Here is a 16,551-nt window from a genome sequence, read left to right on the forward strand (position 1 = left end):
GTTAAGGGGGCAGCTCCCCTATGTGGACAACCAAGCCACCGCTCCCGGCAGGGCACAATGGGAGCATGTACCTGCTGCTTGCCGCCCACGCCCGCGGCGCGGCACTGCAGGAACTGACACAAGCCGGCCACCCCCAGCAGGCCAACCCCGAACCGCGGGTGGTGGCACCCGGCGAGCTTGCCGGCGTCGTCAGCGAATTCGAAGCCCGGCGCCCGGGCGGCCAGCCGCCCCGCTGGATCTGGCACCGGACCCAGGACTGGTACCCCGCACTGCTCGCCGCAGGCGTGGAGGTGGAGCGCTGTTACGACATCACGCTGTGCGGCAACATCCTGGCGTTTTCGCAGTTCAGCGCCCACACCGACTACGCCAGGAACACCGACAGGGTCCCGGTGGAGGATCCCTTGCTTCCACCAAAAGCCCTGCTGCCCCCGCGTCCCCCTGCCGACCAGGGCGCGCTGTTCGACGAACCAGCTGCCGGGCCGGCGCCGGGGTGGGCACTGGATGAACTCCGCGCCGAGTACGCTGCCCAGCAGGGCGCCTTGGCCGCCGTGGGGACAGCGGAGAACCGCAGGAACCGCCTGCAGTTGCTGCTCGCGGCGGAGTCCGCAGCCGCCATGGTGGCCGCGGAGATGCAGCACGCCGGCGTCCCGTGGCGGGAGGACCTGCACGAACAGATCCTGGTGGACCACCTGGGACCCCGCCCGCCCGCCGGCCAGCGTCCGCAACGGCTGGAGGCGTTGGCTGCGGAGCTGCGCGCCCTGCTCAGCTCACCAGGACTCAACCCGGATTCGCCGCAGGACCTGATGCGGGCTCTGCACCGCAACGGCATCGAGGTCAAGAGCACCCGGAAATGGGAGCTCCGGGAGTCCAGCCACCCCGTCATCGAGCCGTTGCTGGAATACAAGAAGCTCTCCAGGCTCCACACGGCCAACGGCTGGTCCTGGCTGGACGCCTGGGTGGACGGCGGACGGTTCCGTCCCGAATATGTGGTGGGAGGAGTTGTCTCGGGTCGCTGGGCATCCCGCGGGGGCGGCGCCCTGCAGATTCCCAGGCAGGTCCGTGGTGCGGTGCACGCAGACCCGGGTTACAAACTGATCGTTGCCGATGCCTCGCAGCTGGAACCGCGTGTCCTGGTGGCCCTGGCGCAGGATTCCTCCATGGCTGAGGCAGCCCGGGACCAGGACTTGTATGCCGGTATCGCCGCGAAGGGCTTCGGCGGGGACCGTGCCAAGGCAAAAATGGCCCTGCTGGGCGCCATGTACGGGGCCACCTCCGGCGAGGCGGGGCGTCTAATGCCGCAGCTGGCGCGCACCTATCCACGCGCCGTCGACTTTGTGGAGCAGGCGGCGCGGGCGGGTGAGTCCGGCGGGACGGTGACCACCCGGCTGGGCCGCAGCAGCCCGCCGCCTTCGGAGCGGTGGTTCCTGAGCCAGCGCTCCACCTCGGCGGAGGAACAACGGCGGGCTGAGTCCATCGCCCGGTCCCGCGGGCGCTTCACCCGGAATTTCGTGGTCCAGGGCTCCGCAGCGGACTGGGCGGCGTGCTGGCTTGCGGAATTACGACGCCGGCTGCGTACCCTGCGAAGGCCGGGAACCGCCGGTGGCGGCAGCCCTGTCGGGGCCGAGTTGGTCTTCTTCCTGCACGATGAGGTGATGGTGCATGCACCCGCGGACGGGGTTGGCGCCTGCATCGCGGCGATCGAGGATTCGGCCAAGGCCGCCAAGGAATTGCTGTTCGGTCCGGTCCCGGTCGAGTTCCCGGTAAGCCTCGCCGTCGTCGACTCCTACGACCTCGCCAAGTAGCTGCCTCGGAGGGCGTCAATACCCGCCATCGAGATGCAAGGTAACCTACCCGGCAGTAGTTCGACGGTTGTGGTGGCGGAGGTTACAGTCAAAAGCGGTGACTGAAACAGACCGGTCCACACGCTGATGCAACGACGCATAACAGGGAGGTCCCCGTCCATGGCGGGAAGATTTGAAATACACCGCACAGGCGACGAGTCGTACCGGCTGCGGCTCACTGACGCCGAGGGCAACACGGTTGCCGTTTCGCCAACCTTCAGGTCCCTGCCCATGCTCCGGGACGGCATCAAGGCCATGCGCGAAAACGCCGCCACTGCCATCGTGGTGGACCTGCGCCAGTAGGTCGAAACCTAGATCCCCATGGGGTGGAGCCGGTTCCGGTCCCAGGGAACCGACCAGCCCAACTGGTCGAAGAGGCCGCTCAGCACGATGCCGGTGAAACCCCACACCACCACGCCGTTGACGGTGAACGCGGGACTGTCGAAGGTGCGGCCTGCGCGGTGGACGGTGGCCATCACCCGGTTGTCCGGGTCCAGCAGGTCCCGGACCGGTACGCGGAACACCTGTGCGGATTCGCCGTAATCCACCACCCGGACCGGTGAGGGGGCCTGCCACCAGCCGAGGACGGGCGTCACCAGGAAGTTGCTGTGCGCCAGGCCCAGTTCCTGGAGCGCTCCGAGAACTTCAACCCCGCCGGCATCAAGCCCTGTTTCCTCTTCGGCTTCCCGCAGGGCAGCCGCTACCGGAGTTTCGCCCGTGTCAATACCGCCGCCGGGAAATGCCACCTGGCCCGGGTGGGAGCCCAGGGTGTGGGCGCGTTCCAGGAGCAGGACGTCGAGGTCCGCCGGGGCGAGCGGCTTACCGGACGCGGCGGGGACGTCGTCAAGGACGCCGAAGAGCATCAGGATGGCAGCCCTGCGGGCCCGTGCCGCGTCAACCGTCAGCGCCGCCCAGCGCGGATCCGGGGGCCCGGCCGTTCCGGTTTCGGCGCGCCGCACCAGCTCGGCGAGGTCTTCGCGTGCGCTCACGGGGTCCTCTTTTGGGACGCCATCCGGATTTCCGCGGCGCGGTGCTGCTCTGCCAGGTACTGCTCCAGCAGCCCCTCGCTGCCGGGGGCCAGTTCGTACTTAAGGAGCTTGGCTGCCTTGGTGGGGTCGGTTTCGCCCAGCCCGTAACTGGGACACCAGGTGGCCACGGGACAGGCTCCGCAGGCGGGTTTCCGGGCGTGGCAGACGCGGCGGCCATGGAAAATCACCCGGTGGGACAGCATGGTCCAATCCCTCCGTTCGAACAGCTCCGCCACGTCCTGTTCGATCTGCACGGGATCCTCCGACTGCGTCCAGCCAAACCGCTTGGCCAGCCGGGCAAAGTGGGTGTCCACCGAGATGCCGGGGACGCCGAAAGCGTTGGCAAGCACCACGTTGGCCGTTTTGCGCCCTACACCGGGCAGCGTGACCAGTTCCTCCATCCGGCCGGGTACTTCGCCGTCGAACTCGTCCACCAGCCGCGTGCACAGTGCCTGGACGTTCTTCGCCTTGGCACGGAAGAACCCGGTGGGCTTGAGGATGGCCTCAAGTTTCGTGGGGTCCGCCTCTGCCAGTGCCCGTGCGTCAGGCCAGCGCGCGAACAGCACCTTGGTGACCTGGTTGACCGTGACGTCGGTGGTCTGGGCGGACAGTACGGTGGCCACGAGCAGTTCGAACGGGTTCCGGAAGTCCAGTTCCGCGTGGGCGTACGGGTATTTCTCGGCCAGGGCCCGGTGGATGCGCCGCGCCCTCCGCTTCAGGGCGAGGACTGATTCGGACGAGACCACGGGCATCCCCGTGGCCTGGCCGGTCTTGGTGCGGGCCCCGGCCACCTGAGTCAGCCGCGCTCGATGTTGCTGAGGTCGCGCAGGACGCCCAGCCGTCCGTCAGTGTGCTGGACCAGGAACTCGTGGCCGCGGTCCTCGAGCGCCAGCACCCAGCCGCCGGGCTCGATCACGAAGGCGGGCGCACCGGTGCGGGGGTCGAAGGCAGTGCGGTGCTGGGCCACGGCAAACCAAAAAGCCTCGTGGACCGGCTGCCCGTCTGTTTCATCGTGGCGGCTTGCCGGGTCCACCGTAGCCCCGATGGGCTGTTCGGCACGGACCTGCTGGTGCACCGCGGTGGCTGCGGGCGGCTCCCACGCGGCCTGTGGAGCATTGGTTGCCGGGATGTCCCCGTGCCGTGTCTCGCCGGCATCCGGAACAGGGGCAGGGCGGACGACGTCGGCTGCCTGGGTGGGCGGCCCGGCCTCCACATCGGGGGCAGGGCGGACGACGTCGGCTGCCTGGGTGGGCGGCCCGGCCTCCACTTCGGGGGTCTGTTCGGATGTTTCGGGGGCGGGCGCGGTCGGTGCGGACCCGGCAGGCCCGTGGGCACCGGAAACGGCAGCCGCGGCACCGGCTCCTGCAGCTCCGGCAGTTCCCGCGTTTGATGTCCCGGCGGCAGCCACCGGAACGGCCGCGGTGGCGGGCGCATGTGCCAAGCGGACAGGTTCAGGGCTTGGGCTGGCGGATCCGGGCTGGACCGCGGAGGACCCGGAACCGGCGCCTCCGAAGACGCCGGCACCCTTGATGCCGCCGCCCTTTGACTGGCTGGGACCCGGCTCCGGCTTGGGCGCCTTGAGTGCCCTGCGCGTCGGGACCGCCGCTTCCCGTGCCACCACGTGCGCCGGCGCCTCTGGCCGGTCCTTGAAGTCGCCTGACAGATATGGCAGGAAGCGGCCCAGGACTGTTGCGGCGAACAGCACCAGCGAGCCGATCAGGCCGACCAGCAGGCTGGTCACGTAGCCGCCCGCAATGGACAGGAAGAAGAAAGCCACGGCGAAGGAGGCCACCACGGAGGCGAATTGGTCGATTGAGAGCGAACCCACCCGGATTTTCGTCGCGGGGGCGAGCCTGCGCGCGGCGAACAGCGCACTGGCGATCAACGGCAGGATGATGCCCAGTCCCAGGAAGAACAAATTGTTCAGGTTCCACAGGTTGTAGCGGGTGCCAAAGAGGGGCAGCAGGGACGCGACGAACAGGATCAGCGTGCCGGCGAAGACAGCCAGGTCCCGCACTGTAAACGGGCCCAGAACCGCCTGGTGGGCGTGGGGGTCGATCTTCCCGGAGGCAGCCTTTGGTCCTGCAGCCTGTCCCGTTGCCGCGTTACCGGCGGGGGTCGGGTGCCCTGGTCCGCCGGCGGCGGATCCGGAGCCTCCGGGACCTGTCCCGGCGTCCGGGGCCGTTCGCTGGCCGAAGCTCTGCTGGTTCATTCTGCTCTCCTTAGCGTGGCGGCACCGGGCCCGGTCCGGACCCGAAAAACTGTGCCGTCTTGACATGCGGTCCTGCCCCGGCCGGGCACTGTTTATGCCTGGGCGGGGCGGCCCAAAGTGAAGTCACAATTCCATCTCAGCCTAGTCAACAGCCTGGCTGATCACTAGCTGGAGGGGGCCCGGAGGGGACAACTGGAAGTAACGAAGACGCCATTCACCGCTTAAAAAATGCCGCTCGCGGTCGTCTTTGTGACGGGGAGCACAGGGGGTGCGTGGCAAGCATTAGGCTAGTTTGCGGAACAGCTCTTTGCGGTATGTCCGCCCGGCTGGCGCCCAGTGCCGTGCGAACGGAGGGCCCTGCGGAGGTGGCGTTCCGCGCGGCGACGATCGATGAATGATGAGGTTCACATGTCCCAGGACACCCCAAGCTCCACGGCCACCGTTCCGTCCGCTTCCGCCCAGCCGGCCGGCCACGGCCATCAGGGCGATGCCTTCGCGAACCTGCTGCATGAAACCCGGGCTTTCCCGCCCTCCCCGGAATTCGCGGCCGACGCCGTTGTCACCGCCGCCGAGTACGGGGAAGCGGATGCCGACCGGCCGGCATTCTGGGCCAAGAAGGCCCGGGAACTCCTGACCTGGAACAAGGACTTCACCCAGGCGCTGGACTGGTCCAATCCGCCTTTCGCCAAGTGGTTTGTGGGCGGGGAACTCAACGCCGCCTACAACGCCCTGGACCGACATGTCGAGGCCGGCAACGGGGACCGTGTGGCCATTTACTTCGAGGGCGAACCCGGCGACACGCGGACCTACACGTACGCGCAACTCACCGAGGAAGTGAAGAAGGCGGCCAACGCGTTCGAATCCCTGGGCGTGGCCAAGGGAGACCGCGTGGCCGTGTACCTGCCCATGATCCCGGAGGCCGTGATCACCTTGCTGGCCTGCGCCCGGATCGGGGCGGTGCATTCGGTGGTGTTCGGCGGTTTCTCCGCCGAAGCACTGCGTTCGCGGATCGATGACGCCGAGGCCAAGCTCGTCGTCACCGCCGACGGCACCTACCGGCGGGGCAAGCCCAGCCCGCTCAAGGCCGCCGTCGACGATGCCCTGGCCCACGACGGCCATACGGTACAGAACGTGGTGGTGGTCAAGCGCAACGGCCAGGATGTGGACTGGGCCGAGGGCAGGGACCACTGGTGGGCTGACACGGTCGACTCCGCCTCCGCCGAGCACGTTGCGGTGGGCCACGACTCCGAGCACCCGCTTTACATCCTCTACACCTCCGGGACCACCGGGAAGCCCAAGGGCATCCTGCACACCACCGGCGGCTACCTCACCCAGGCGGCCTACACCCACAAGGCAGTCTTCGACCTGCACCCTGAGACGGACGTCTACTGGTGCACGGCCGACGTCGGCTGGGTCACCGGGCACTCGTACGTCGCCTACGCGCCGCTCATCAACGGCGCCACCCAGGTCATGTACGAGGGCACCCCGGACTCCCCCCATCAGGGCCGTTGGTGGGAGATCGTGGAAAAGTACAAGGTCTCCATCCTCTACACCGCCCCTACGGCCATCCGTACCTTCATGAAGTGGGGCTCGGAGATCCCCGCGAAGTACGACCTCTCTTCGCTCCGCGTGCTCGGCTCGGTGGGCGAACCGATCAACCCCGAAGCCTGGATGTGGTACCGCAAGGTCATCGGCGGCGACAAGGCACCCATCGTTGACACCTGGTGGCAGACCGAAACCGGTGCCCAGATGATTGCCCCGCTGCCCGGCGTGACGGCCACCAAGCCCGGTTCGGCCCAGGTGCCGCTGCCCGGTATCGCCGTGGACGTCGTCGACGAGATGGGCGAGTCCGTCCCGAACGGGCACGGCGGTTTCCTGGTGATCCGCGAGCCCTGGCCCTCCATGCTGCGCGGGATCTGGGGTGATCCGGAGCGCTTCAAGGAAACCTACTGGTCCCGTTTCGAGAACATGTACTTCGCCGGCGACGGTGCCAAGCGGGACGAAGACGGCGATATCTGGCTGCTGGGCCGGGTGGACGACGTCATGAACGTTTCCGGGCACCGGCTCTCCACCACCGAGATCGAGTCCGCCCTGGTGAGCCACCCCGCCGTGGCGGAGGCCGCCGTCGTGGGTGCAACGGACGAAACCACCGGCCAGGCCGTCGTCGCGTTCGTGATCCTCCGTGGCGACGCCGCGAACAACGGCGACGCCACCGTCCAGGAACTCCGGAACCACGTGGGCAAGGAAATCGGCCCCATCGCCAAGCCGAAGAACATCCTGGTGGTACCGGAACTGCCCAAAACCCGTTCCGGCAAGATCATGCGCCGCCTCCTCAAGGACGTTGCCGAAGGCCGCGACCCGGGCGATGCCACCACCCTGTCCGACCCGACCATCATGCAGCAGATCGCCGCGTCACTCCGGAAGTAGTGGCATCAGACTGACGACGGCGCCGCCCTCCCCGGGCGGCGCCGTCGCCGTATGCTGGAGCAAACCCGTATCCCCGGTAAAGGAACCCGTTCACATGCTTGCAGCCGCCCGACACCAGGCCATCGTGGACGCTGTCCAGCGGGAGCGGGTGGTCCGGATTTCGGACCTGGCCGCACAGCTGGGCGTGTCCCTGATGACCGTGCGGCGGGACATTGAGCAGCTCGAAGAGGGCGGGAAGCTGGAGCGTATCCACGGCGGCGCGAAACTGCCTGGGGACGCCAGCACGCATGAACCGGGTTTCGAGCTGAAGTCCACGCAGTTGACCGCGGAGAAACGGGCCATTGCCGTGGAGGCGGCAGGCTTGGTCCACGAGGGCATGGCGGTTGGATTAGGCGCCGGCACCACTACGTGGGCCCTGGCCCGGGAGCTGGCCGACGGTCCCCGCATTACCGTGGTGACCAACTCGATGCGGATTGCGGATCTCTTCCACCCCGGCGGGTCCACCGTGATCCTGATCGGCGGCGAGCGCACGCCGTCGGACGCCCTGGTCGGGCCCATCGCTACGGCAGCCCTCAAGCAGCTGCACCTGGATGTCCTTTTCCTGGGCGTTCACGGCATGGACGCCCAGGCCGGGTTCACCACGCCAAACCTGCTCGAAGCCGAAACCGACCGCGCTTTCGTGGCAGCCGCCCGCCGGACAGTGGTTCTGGCTGACCATACCAAGTGGGGCCTGTTGGGTATCAGCTCCATCGCCGCATTTGATGACGTGGACGAGGTCATTAGCGATGAAGGCCTCAGCGCCGAAGCCAGGCGGGTCCTGGGCGAACGCTCGAAGCTGCGCGTGGTCCCCGTATAGCACGGCTACGCTGACCCGCGCCGCATGTTGCCGGTCCTACTGTCTTATGGGCAGCCGCAGGACTGCCGGACGTGGAGCTTGGTGGGGAAGATGGCGTGTTTCGGTTTTCCTCCGCGCCGGGCTTCCACCAGGGCATTCACCGCGGCTTCGGCCATCGCAGCCACGGGCTGCTCCACCGTGGTCAGGGGCGGCCAGGAGTATTCTGCCTCAATCGATCCGTCGAAGGACACCACGGCGATGTCCCCCGGAATTGCCAACCCTGCCTCGTGGACGGCCCGGAGCACACCCACTGCCTGGGTGTCCGACGTGGAGAAGATGGCCGTTGGCCGGTTGACCGAGGCCACCAGCCGCTGGCCTGCGGAATAGCCGCCGGGCCAGGTGAAGCCGCTGTAGACGACAGGTCCTTCGGGCAGCCCGGCTTCCTGCAGGGCCTGTCGCCAGCCCACCTCACGACCGTCCATGCTGCCCGAAACGTTGGTGCCCATAGCCAGTCCAATGTTCGTGTGCCCGTGGCTGATGAGGTGCTGGACAGCAATCCGGGCTCCGGCAGCCAGGTCAACGCCGATGCTGTTGAAACCTGGCGCAGCCCGCTCCTGGTTCAGCAGTACGGCAGGGATGTCCGCAGTCTCCAGTGCTTCAAGGTCGGGTTCAAAGAGGACGCTGGCCAGCAGGACGCCGTCCACCTGCCGGGCGGCGAGGTTCCGGATGTTGCGGCGTTCCTTGGCCAGGTTTCCGTCCGAGTTGCTCAACACCAGCGCGTACCCCAGGTCTGCGGCGGCATCCTCCACGGCGTGCGAAAACAGTGAGAAGAACGGGTTCGAGATGTCCGGGACGATAAGCCCCAGGGTCTCGCTTGAGCCGAGCTTCAGCGCCCGCGCGGCGGCGTTGGGCCGGTAGCCCAGGACGCGGATGGCGTCCTGGACCTTGGCTTCGGTTGCCGGCGCCACTTTCTTGGGTCCGCCATTGACCACGTAACTGACGACGGCGGTGCTGACGCCGGCATAGCGCGCCACATCCTTGCGGGTCACCGGGCCGCCGCGGGAGGCCTGCGCGGCCGGGGAAGTCATGCTGTCCATGCTAACCACTCATACCCGGCGCATCCCCAAAGTCACGGATGGGAAGCCGTACGCCGTTTTGCAGGGCGGACTGGTGGGCCACGATGCCCGGGAGGGTGAAGCGGGCGGCCACCCACGCATTCACGGGCGGCAGTGTGCCGTCATTGACCGCCGTGACGAAGTCGTCCACCAGGAAATGGTGGCTTCCCTCGTGCCCGTTCGGTGCGCCGCGGAACTCCTCAGGCAACCGTCCGGCGTCGTGGACCGGGGCCAGTCCCGACACGAATGCGTCCCGGAGTTCCGGGGCCACGTTGGCCAGTGAGGGATCGTCCAGGGACATGCTGGGCCGGGTTTCCATCTGCTCGGAGATGTCGTGGACATTCTGTTTGTCCTGCCAGACGGTGACCCTGGCGAGCTGTTCAAAGCTTGCCTCCGTGCCAAAAAACCGGAAGCGCGATTCGCGGATGTGGGAGGGATAGCCCACGCGGCGCATCTCGTTGGTGCGCATCACGCCGCCGTCGTTCAGTTCAAAGAGCGCCGTGGCGTTGGAAAAGTCATTGCCGAACATGCTGACGTCCTTGTCGAATACCCCGTCGTCCCGCTGGTCCTTGACGCCCACGCAGCTGACGCTGACGGCGTGCGCCGGGATGGCCCCCAGCACCCCGCCGATCGCATGGGTGGGGTAGAGCATTGGCGGGTAGCTTGCCGTCTCCTTCCACCGCTCGCCCCCGCTGTACTGGTAGGCGTCATAAAAGCCGAGGTCCATGTCGTGGACGTAGTCGCCTTCGGAGTAGAAGACCCGGCCAAACCTGCCGGCCGCCTGCTGTTCGCGGGCATACACGGTGGCGGGGTTGTAGTAGCTGGTCTCACCCATCATGTACACCTTGCCGGTGTCCCGGACGGCCTGGATGATGCGGGCGATCTCCTCTTCGGCAACCGCCATGGGCACGGCTGAGTAGACGTGCTTGCCGGCGCGGAGAGCACGCTCCACCAGGGGTCCGTGCGTCCAGCGCTGGGTGAAGACCGCCACGGCGTCGACGTCGGAGGCCAGAAGGGCGTCAAAGTCGGGCACGACGCCGGCAAGATCCAGCCTTCGGACCACGGATTCAGCCCGCTCCGGCAGCTCGTCCACAACATAGACCGCACTGACGCCGGGATGCAGGCTGAACAGGTGTGCGAACTGGCTGCCGAACTGGCCCGCGCCCACGATGCCGATGGAGAACGTCATTGTTTGCCTTCCGATTGAAGTTTCTCCGAGTGTTTCACCCGCATCTACTCGAGTCAATATCCAGTCACTGGCGTAATTGCCCTGGTTTTGAAACATTGAAATAAGCCCTTGCCGTCCAATATCTACTCGTGTAGATTTCTTTCCAGCCTGTTACTTCCATCACACTCAGGAAAGGGTCGACGATGACCACCCTTACCAGGAACGCCAGCCCGGCAGTGCACGCAGCGCACCGGCCGCTGAAGCGCCGGGGACAGAGCGACCTGAAGATCGCATTGTTCTTCATAGCCCCGGCGATGATCGGATTTATCGTTTTCTACCTGGTGCCCACCCTGCGGGGCATCTACCTCAGCTTCACCGAATACAGCATCCTCGGCGACCCGACGTGGATCGGCAGCGCCAACTACGAGGCCATCGCCAAGGACCCCCTGTTCTGGAATGCGCTGGCAGTCACCGGGCAGTACGTCCTGATCAACATCCTCCTCCAGACCACGCTCGCGCTGGGTCTTGCGCTGCTGATGCACCGGGTAGCCAAATCAACCGTGATCCGCGGCGCGCTCCTGCTGCCGTACCTGATGGCGAACGTGATCGCCGCCCTCCTCTGGTTCTGGCTCCTGGACTACCAGATCGGCATCGTCAACTACTTCATCGATGCCATCGGCCTGCCCAAGGTGGCATTCTTCGGCAGCGAGGAATGGGCCATCCCCACCCAGGCCCTCATCAACACCTGGCGGCACATGGGCTACACCGCCCTGCTGTTGTTCGCCGGCCTGCAGGCCATTCCCAGCCACGTCTACGAGGTGGCCAACCTGGACGGCGCCTCGCCCTGGCAAACATTCCGCAAGATCACCATGCCGCTGCTGCGGCCGGTGCTCGCGTTGGTCCTGATTGTCACCGTCATCGGTTCCTTCCAGGTGTTCGACACCGTTGCCGTCACCACCCTGGGCGGACCCGTCAATGCCAGCCGGGTGCTGCAGTTCTACATCTACCAAAAGGCCTTCACGGAATCGGACTTCGGCTACGGCTCCGCCCTGGCGGTCATCCTCTTCGTCATCCTCGCCCTGGTGGCCTTCATCCAGATGAAGTTCCTCAAGGGCAACGAATCAGACCTGGATTAAGGACACTTCCATGACCACCGCAAAAGTCTCCGCACCCGCCCGGCCCGCCACCCGCCGTCGCCCGTTCAACTGGCGCCGCACCGCCGCCTGGTTCCTTGTGGCCATCGCTGTGGCCGTCTCGGTCCTCCCGTTCTACTGGATCCTCCGGACGGCACTGTCAACCAACGGGGCCTTGGCCGGCAACGCCACCAACCTGCTGCCCGCAGAATTCAGCCTGGGCGCATTCCAGCGCGTCTTCGGCCTGCAGTCCCCCGAAGACGCAGTGGCCCAGGGCGGATCCGGCGCGCAAATCGACTTCTGGATCTACCTGCGCAACTCCGTGCTCTTTGCCTCCATCACCACCACCGGGGCCGTGTTCTTCAGCGCCATGGCGGCGTACGCTTTCGCCCGGCTTCGCTGGCGGGGACGGAACGCCGTTTTTAGCCTCTTCCTGGCCACCATGATGGTGCCGCCGATCTTCACCGCGCTGCCCAACTTCCTCCTGATCAAGAACCTGGGCCTGCTGAACACGATGGTTGGCCTGGTGCTGCCCTATATCTTCATGACCCCCTTCGCCATCTTCTTCCTCCGCCAGTTCTTCCTGAACATGTCCCGCGAAGTCGAAGAAGCAGCAATGCTCGACGGCGCCAAGCACCTGAGGATCTTCTTCCAGATCATCCTGCCTAACGCCGCAGCCCCGCTCGCCACCCTGGCGCTGCTCACCTTCATCGGCCAGTGGAATGAATACTTCTGGCCTCTGCTGGTGGGCCAAGACGAATCCGTCCGCGTCCTCACCGTCGGCCTGGGCGTCTTCAAGTCCCAGTCGCCCCAAGGTGCACCGGACTGGTCCGGGCTCATGGCCGCAACCTTGGTCTCGGCCCTGCCGGTCCTGATCCTGTTCGCCGCCTTTGGAAAGAAGATCGTCAACTCCATCGGCTTCTCCGGCATCAAGTAGGACCCCTCCCCTCGTAATTCCCCCCTCCCGGCGCGCGCCATGGCGGCGTGCCCTGAAGCACACCCTGAAGCACACCCTGAAAGGACCCCCATGAACAAGAAGAAAGCACTCGGTTCCCTCGCTGCAGCCGCGGCCGCCGTCCTGGCACTCTCCGCCTGCGGAAGCGGTGGCTCCGCCGAAGCCGGCAAGGGCGAAATCAATTACTGGCTCTGGGACGCCAACCAGCTCCCGGCCTACAAACAGTGCGCCGACGACTTCCATAAGGCCAACCCGGACATCACTGTCAAGGTCACCCAGCGCGGCTGGGACGATTATTGGGGCACCCTGACCAACGGTTTCGTGGCAGGCACCGCCCCGGACGTCTTCACCGACCACCTTGGCAAGTACCCGGAATTCATCAAGAACAAGCAGCTGCTCGCCCTGGATGACGCGGTCAAGAAGGACAACATCGACACCGGGATCTACAACTCCGGCCTGGCGGACCTCTGGGTGGGCCAGGACGGCAAGCGCTACGGACTTCCCAAGGACTGGGACACCATCGCGCTGTTCTACAACACCAAACTTGCCGCGGACGCCGGCGTCACCCCGGAGCAGATGGCCAACCTGACGTGGAATCCCCAGGACGGCGGTTCGTACGAAAAGACCATCGCCCACCTGACCGTGGACAAGAACGGCAAGCGCGGCGACGAGCCCGGCTTCGACAAGAACAACGTTGCCGTCTACGGGCTCGGCCTCAATGGGTCCGGTTCCGGCCAGGGCCAGACCGAATGGAGCTACCTGACCGGCACCACCGGCTGGACGCACACGGACAAGAACCCGTGGGGCAAGCACTTCAACTACGACGACCCCAAGTTCCAGGAAAGCATCGACTGGTTCGCCGGGCTGGTGGAGAAGGGCTACATGCCCAAGCTCGAAACCACGGTGGGCGCCAGCATGGCCGATACGTTCGCCGCCGGCAAGTCCGTCATCAACGCCAACGGCTCCTGGATGATCGGCCAGTACACCGGCTACAAGGACGTCAAGGTGGGCATCGCCCCCACCCCGGTGGGTGTCAACGGCAAGCGCGCCAGCATGTACAACGGCCTGGCGGACTCCATCTACGCCGGCACCAAGAAGCCCGAGGCCGCCATCAAGTGGGTCGAATACCTCGGCTCCGCCGCCTGCCAGGACGTGGTGGCTTCCAAGGCGGTCGTCTTCCCTGCCATCAAGACCTCCGCAGACAAGGCCGTGGAAGCCTTCAAGGCCAAGGGCGTGGACGTCACCCCCTTCAGCCAGCAGGTCAAGGACGGCACCACGTTCCTCTACCCGATCGCTGACAACGCCGCGAAGGTTGACGGCATCATGAAGCCGGCCATGGACTCCGTGGTCTCCGGCAAATCCAAGGCCAGCTCCCTGACGGCCGCCAACGACCAGGTCAACGCCCTCTTCAAGTAACCCCCGCACGTGGCTGCGTATGTGGTCGCAGCCACCCGGCCGGGTGCCGCCGTCCCCTCCTCGCGGCGGCGGCACCCGGCCTCCCCCTCCCGTGATTTTCCTTTTGCGGGTTAGCGACGACGCAATTCCTGAATAAGAAAGAGATTTCCCTATGGATCCCTTGCACCTCCGTTCCGCCGGCACCAGCCTGGTGATCAGCTTCGACAGCGGAGAGGCCGAAGTCATCCACTGGGGCGCCGAGCTGGGCGCAGACCTGCCGGACCTGGCCATCCTCGCGGCTGCGGTGCCGCCCTCGTCGATCGACGTCCGCGTTCCCGCGGGCCTCCTCCCCCAGGCTTCCTCGGCCTGGCGCGGGCGCCCGGCCCTGCGTGGCCACAGGATCACGGACAGCGGCGCCGGCCTTGACTTCTCCTCCCGCCTCCGCGTCACCTCCGTCAGCACCGAAGGATCCTGCGCCACCATCGTGCAGGCCGACGGCGACACGGGCCTGAGCGTCGCAACGTCCCTGGCGCTTCATGCGGGCGGCCTGCTGGAACTGCGCCACACCATCACCAATGAGGGAACCACGCCTTTCCAGGTGGACGAGCTGGCGACCATCCTGCCCGTGGCACCGGACGCCGTCGAACTCCTTGACCTGACCGGTCGCTGGTGCCGCGAGCGGCACCCCCAGCGCCGCCCCATCCAGCAAGGGACATGGGTTCGCACCGGCCGGCACGGCCGCACTGGCCACGACTCCTCCCTGCTGTTCGCCGCCGGCACCAAGGGCTTCGGCAACCGGCGCGGCAGGGTGTGGGCCACCCACCTGGCCTGGAGTGGCAACCATGAACAGTTCGCCGACACCATCGGCGACGGCCGGACCATGATCGGCGGTTCCGAGCTGCTGGGCCCCGCCGAAGTCATCCTGGACCCTGGCGCCCACTACACCACCCCCGCGTTGTTCGCCGCCTACTCCGACCGCGGCCTGGACGGCATTACCGAGGCGTTCTACAGCTGGTTCCGCTCCCGGCCCCACCACGTCCTGCCCGCCGCGTCCACCGGCCTGCCCGCAGGCAAGCCGCGGCCCGTCGTCCTCAACGTCTGGGAGGCCGTCTACTTCAACCACAACCTGGACATCCTGACCGAACTGGCGGAATCGGCCGCCGACCTTGGCGTGGAGCGCTTCGTGCTCGACGACGGCTGGTTCCGCGGCCGCCGGGACGACCACGCAGGTTTGGGCGACTGGTACGTGGACGAAACCCTGTGGCCCGACGGCCTGGCCCCCCTCATCGACGCTGTCACCTCCCGCGGCATGGAGTTCGGGCTGTGGGTGGAACCGGAGATGGTCAACCTTGACTCGGACATCGCCCGTGCCCACCCTGACTGGATCGTGGGCCCGTCGGCAAAGGCACACAAGGACGGCGGCCGGCTGCCCCTGGAATGGCGCAACCAGCACGTCATCGACCTGGTGAACCCCGACGCATGGCAGTACATCTACGACCGGATCGACGCGCTCCTGTCCGGAAGCAACATCAGCTACCTGAAGTGGGACCAGAACCGCGACCTCGTGGAACACGGCCACGCCGGCGCCCCTTCCGTCCACGCGCAGACCCTCGCCGCGTACCGGTTGTTCGACGAGCTCCGCAAGGCACACCCCGGCGTCGAGATTGAAAGCTGCTCCTCCGGCGGCGCGCGCGTGGACCTGGGCATCCTGGAGCGGACGGACCGGATCTGGGCCTCGGACTGCAACGACGCGCTGGAACGGCAGGCCATCCAGCGCTGGACCGGCGCGGTGGTCCCGCCCGAGCTGGTGGGCAGCCACATCGGTCCCACCACGTCGCACACCACCGCCCGCACGCACGACCTGTCCTTCCGGGCCATCACCGCCCTGTTCGGCCACTTTGGCATGGAGTGGGACGTCCGGAGCGTCCAGGGCAAGGAGCGCGACGAACTTCGGCGCGTCGTGGGCCTGTACAAGGAACACCGGGACCTGATCCACAGCGGCCGCCGGGTCCACGCGGACGTCGCCGATGATGCCTTCCTGCTGCACGGCGTGGTGGCGGACGGGTCCATCGCGGACAGCACGACGGCGGCCCTGTTCGCCGTTGTGGGCACGCGCACCTCTGCCGCGGAGCAGCCCGGACGCATGGGCCTCCCCGGCCTGGCGCCGGAGCGGAATTACCGGGTTGAGGTCCTCGCCCCCGTCCAGGAGGACGCCGACTACGCGCACACCTTCACCCAGGCGCAACCGCCGGCGTGGCTTGCCGGCGGAGCCGTTGCCAACGGCCGTTTCCTGGCGGAGGTAGGGCTGCCGATGCCGGTGCTGAACCCCGAGCATGCCCTGCTGCTGAAGGCGACGGCCCTCTAAACAGCCATTGGCCCGCCCGCCGCGCATCCGGACGTAAGAATGCGCGGCGGGCTGCGCCAACCGATAGATTTGCAGGC

13 protein-coding genes are annotated in these 16,551 nt (G+C 66.8%); 8 read left to right on the forward strand and 5 right to left on the reverse strand.

Annotation, left to right across the window (positions count from 1 at the left end; translation table 11 throughout):
* Positions 1-65: 65 nt before the first annotated feature.
* Both NIBR502770_RS14800 and NIBR502770_RS14805 read left to right on the forward strand, forming a co-directional pair.
* Positions 66-1,802: a bifunctional 3'-5' exonuclease/DNA polymerase gene (locus tag NIBR502770_RS14800; RefSeq protein ID WP_141182437.1), complete on the forward strand. Its 1,737-nt coding sequence runs from the start codon at positions 66-68 to the stop codon at positions 1,800-1,802.
* 159 nt (positions 1,803-1,961) lie between these two features.
* Complete coding sequence (locus NIBR502770_RS14805; RefSeq protein ID WP_141159380.1) at positions 1,962-2,144, forward strand: DUF1508 domain-containing protein; 183 nt, start codon at positions 1,962-1,964, stop codon at positions 2,142-2,144.
* A gap of 8 nt (positions 2,145-2,152) precedes the next feature.
* On the opposite strand, the gene NIBR502770_RS14810 is transcribed toward NIBR502770_RS14805, so the two are convergent.
* The 3 genes from NIBR502770_RS14810 to NIBR502770_RS14820 are packed head-to-tail and all read right to left on the reverse strand — an operon-like array spanning position 2,153 to position 5,081.
* Positions 2,153-2,830: a CoA pyrophosphatase gene (locus NIBR502770_RS14810; protein ID WP_141182438.1), complete on the reverse strand. Its 678-nt coding sequence runs from the start codon at positions 2,828-2,830 to the stop codon at positions 2,153-2,155.
* On the reverse strand, positions 2,827-3,621 hold the full coding sequence (gene nth / locus NIBR502770_RS14815; RefSeq protein WP_141183457.1) for an endonuclease III: 795 nt from the start codon (positions 3,619-3,621) through the stop codon (positions 2,827-2,829). The genes NIBR502770_RS14810 and nth overlap by 4 nt, the downstream gene beginning before the upstream one ends.
* 44 nt (positions 3,622-3,665) lie before the next feature.
* Positions 3,666-5,081: a hypothetical protein gene (locus tag NIBR502770_RS14820; protein WP_141182439.1), complete on the reverse strand. Its 1,416-nt coding sequence runs from the start codon at positions 5,079-5,081 to the stop codon at positions 3,666-3,668.
* Between the two features lie 408 nt (positions 5,082-5,489).
* Here NIBR502770_RS14820 and acs point away from each other — a divergent pair, with 408 nt between their 5' ends.
* Together acs and NIBR502770_RS14830 are read left to right on the forward strand one after the other, a co-directional pair.
* Complete coding sequence (gene acs / locus NIBR502770_RS14825; RefSeq protein WP_141182440.1) at positions 5,490-7,508, forward strand: acetate--CoA ligase; 2,019 nt, start codon at positions 5,490-5,492, stop codon at positions 7,506-7,508.
* A gap of 94 nt (positions 7,509-7,602) precedes the next feature.
* On the forward strand, positions 7,603-8,364 hold the full coding sequence (locus NIBR502770_RS14830; protein ID WP_141159376.1) for a DeoR/GlpR family DNA-binding transcription regulator: 762 nt from the start codon (positions 7,603-7,605) through the stop codon (positions 8,362-8,364).
* A gap of 44 nt (positions 8,365-8,408) precedes the next feature.
* On the opposite strand, the gene NIBR502770_RS14835 is transcribed toward NIBR502770_RS14830, so the two are convergent.
* Both NIBR502770_RS14835 and NIBR502770_RS14840 read right to left on the reverse strand, forming a co-directional pair.
* Positions 8,409-9,431, reverse strand: coding sequence for a LacI family DNA-binding transcriptional regulator (locus tag NIBR502770_RS14835; protein ID WP_141182441.1), 1,023 nt, complete (start codon positions 9,429-9,431; stop codon positions 8,409-8,411).
* Between the two features lie 10 nt (positions 9,432-9,441).
* Positions 9,442-10,647 carry a Gfo/Idh/MocA family protein gene (locus tag NIBR502770_RS14840; RefSeq protein ID WP_141182442.1) on the reverse strand — a complete coding sequence of 402 codons (1,206 nt, stop codon included), beginning with the start codon at positions 10,645-10,647 and terminating at the stop codon, positions 9,442-9,444.
* A 182-nt stretch (positions 10,648-10,829) separates the two neighbouring features.
* Here NIBR502770_RS14840 and NIBR502770_RS14845 point away from each other — a divergent pair, with 182 nt between their 5' ends.
* The 4 genes from NIBR502770_RS14845 to NIBR502770_RS14860 all read left to right on the forward strand — a co-directional run bounded on the left by NIBR502770_RS14845 (position 10,830) and on the right by NIBR502770_RS14860 (position 16,474).
* Positions 10,830-11,762 carry a carbohydrate ABC transporter permease gene (locus NIBR502770_RS14845; RefSeq protein ID WP_141159373.1) on the forward strand — a complete coding sequence of 311 codons (933 nt, stop codon included), beginning with the start codon at positions 10,830-10,832 and terminating at the stop codon, positions 11,760-11,762.
* Positions 11,763-11,772: 10 nt separating this feature from the next.
* Positions 11,773-12,696 (forward strand): carbohydrate ABC transporter permease, encoded by a 924-nt coding sequence (locus NIBR502770_RS14850; RefSeq protein WP_141182443.1) that lies wholly within the window; start codon positions 11,773-11,775, stop codon positions 12,694-12,696.
* Positions 12,697-12,786: 90 nt separating this feature from the next.
* Positions 12,787-14,130, forward strand: a complete 1,344-nt coding sequence (locus NIBR502770_RS14855; RefSeq protein ID WP_141182444.1) for a sugar ABC transporter substrate-binding protein — start codon at positions 12,787-12,789, stop codon at positions 14,128-14,130.
* 151 nt (positions 14,131-14,281) lie between these two features.
* Positions 14,282-16,474, forward strand: coding sequence for an alpha-galactosidase (locus NIBR502770_RS14860; RefSeq protein ID WP_141182445.1), 2,193 nt, complete (start codon positions 14,282-14,284; stop codon positions 16,472-16,474).
* Positions 16,475-16,551 lie beyond the last annotated feature (77 nt).

Origin of the sequence: Pseudarthrobacter sp. NIBRBAC000502770, assembly GCF_006517815.1 — a bacterium.
GTDB lineage: Bacteria > Actinomycetota > Actinomycetes > Actinomycetales > Micrococcaceae > Arthrobacter > Arthrobacter niigatensis.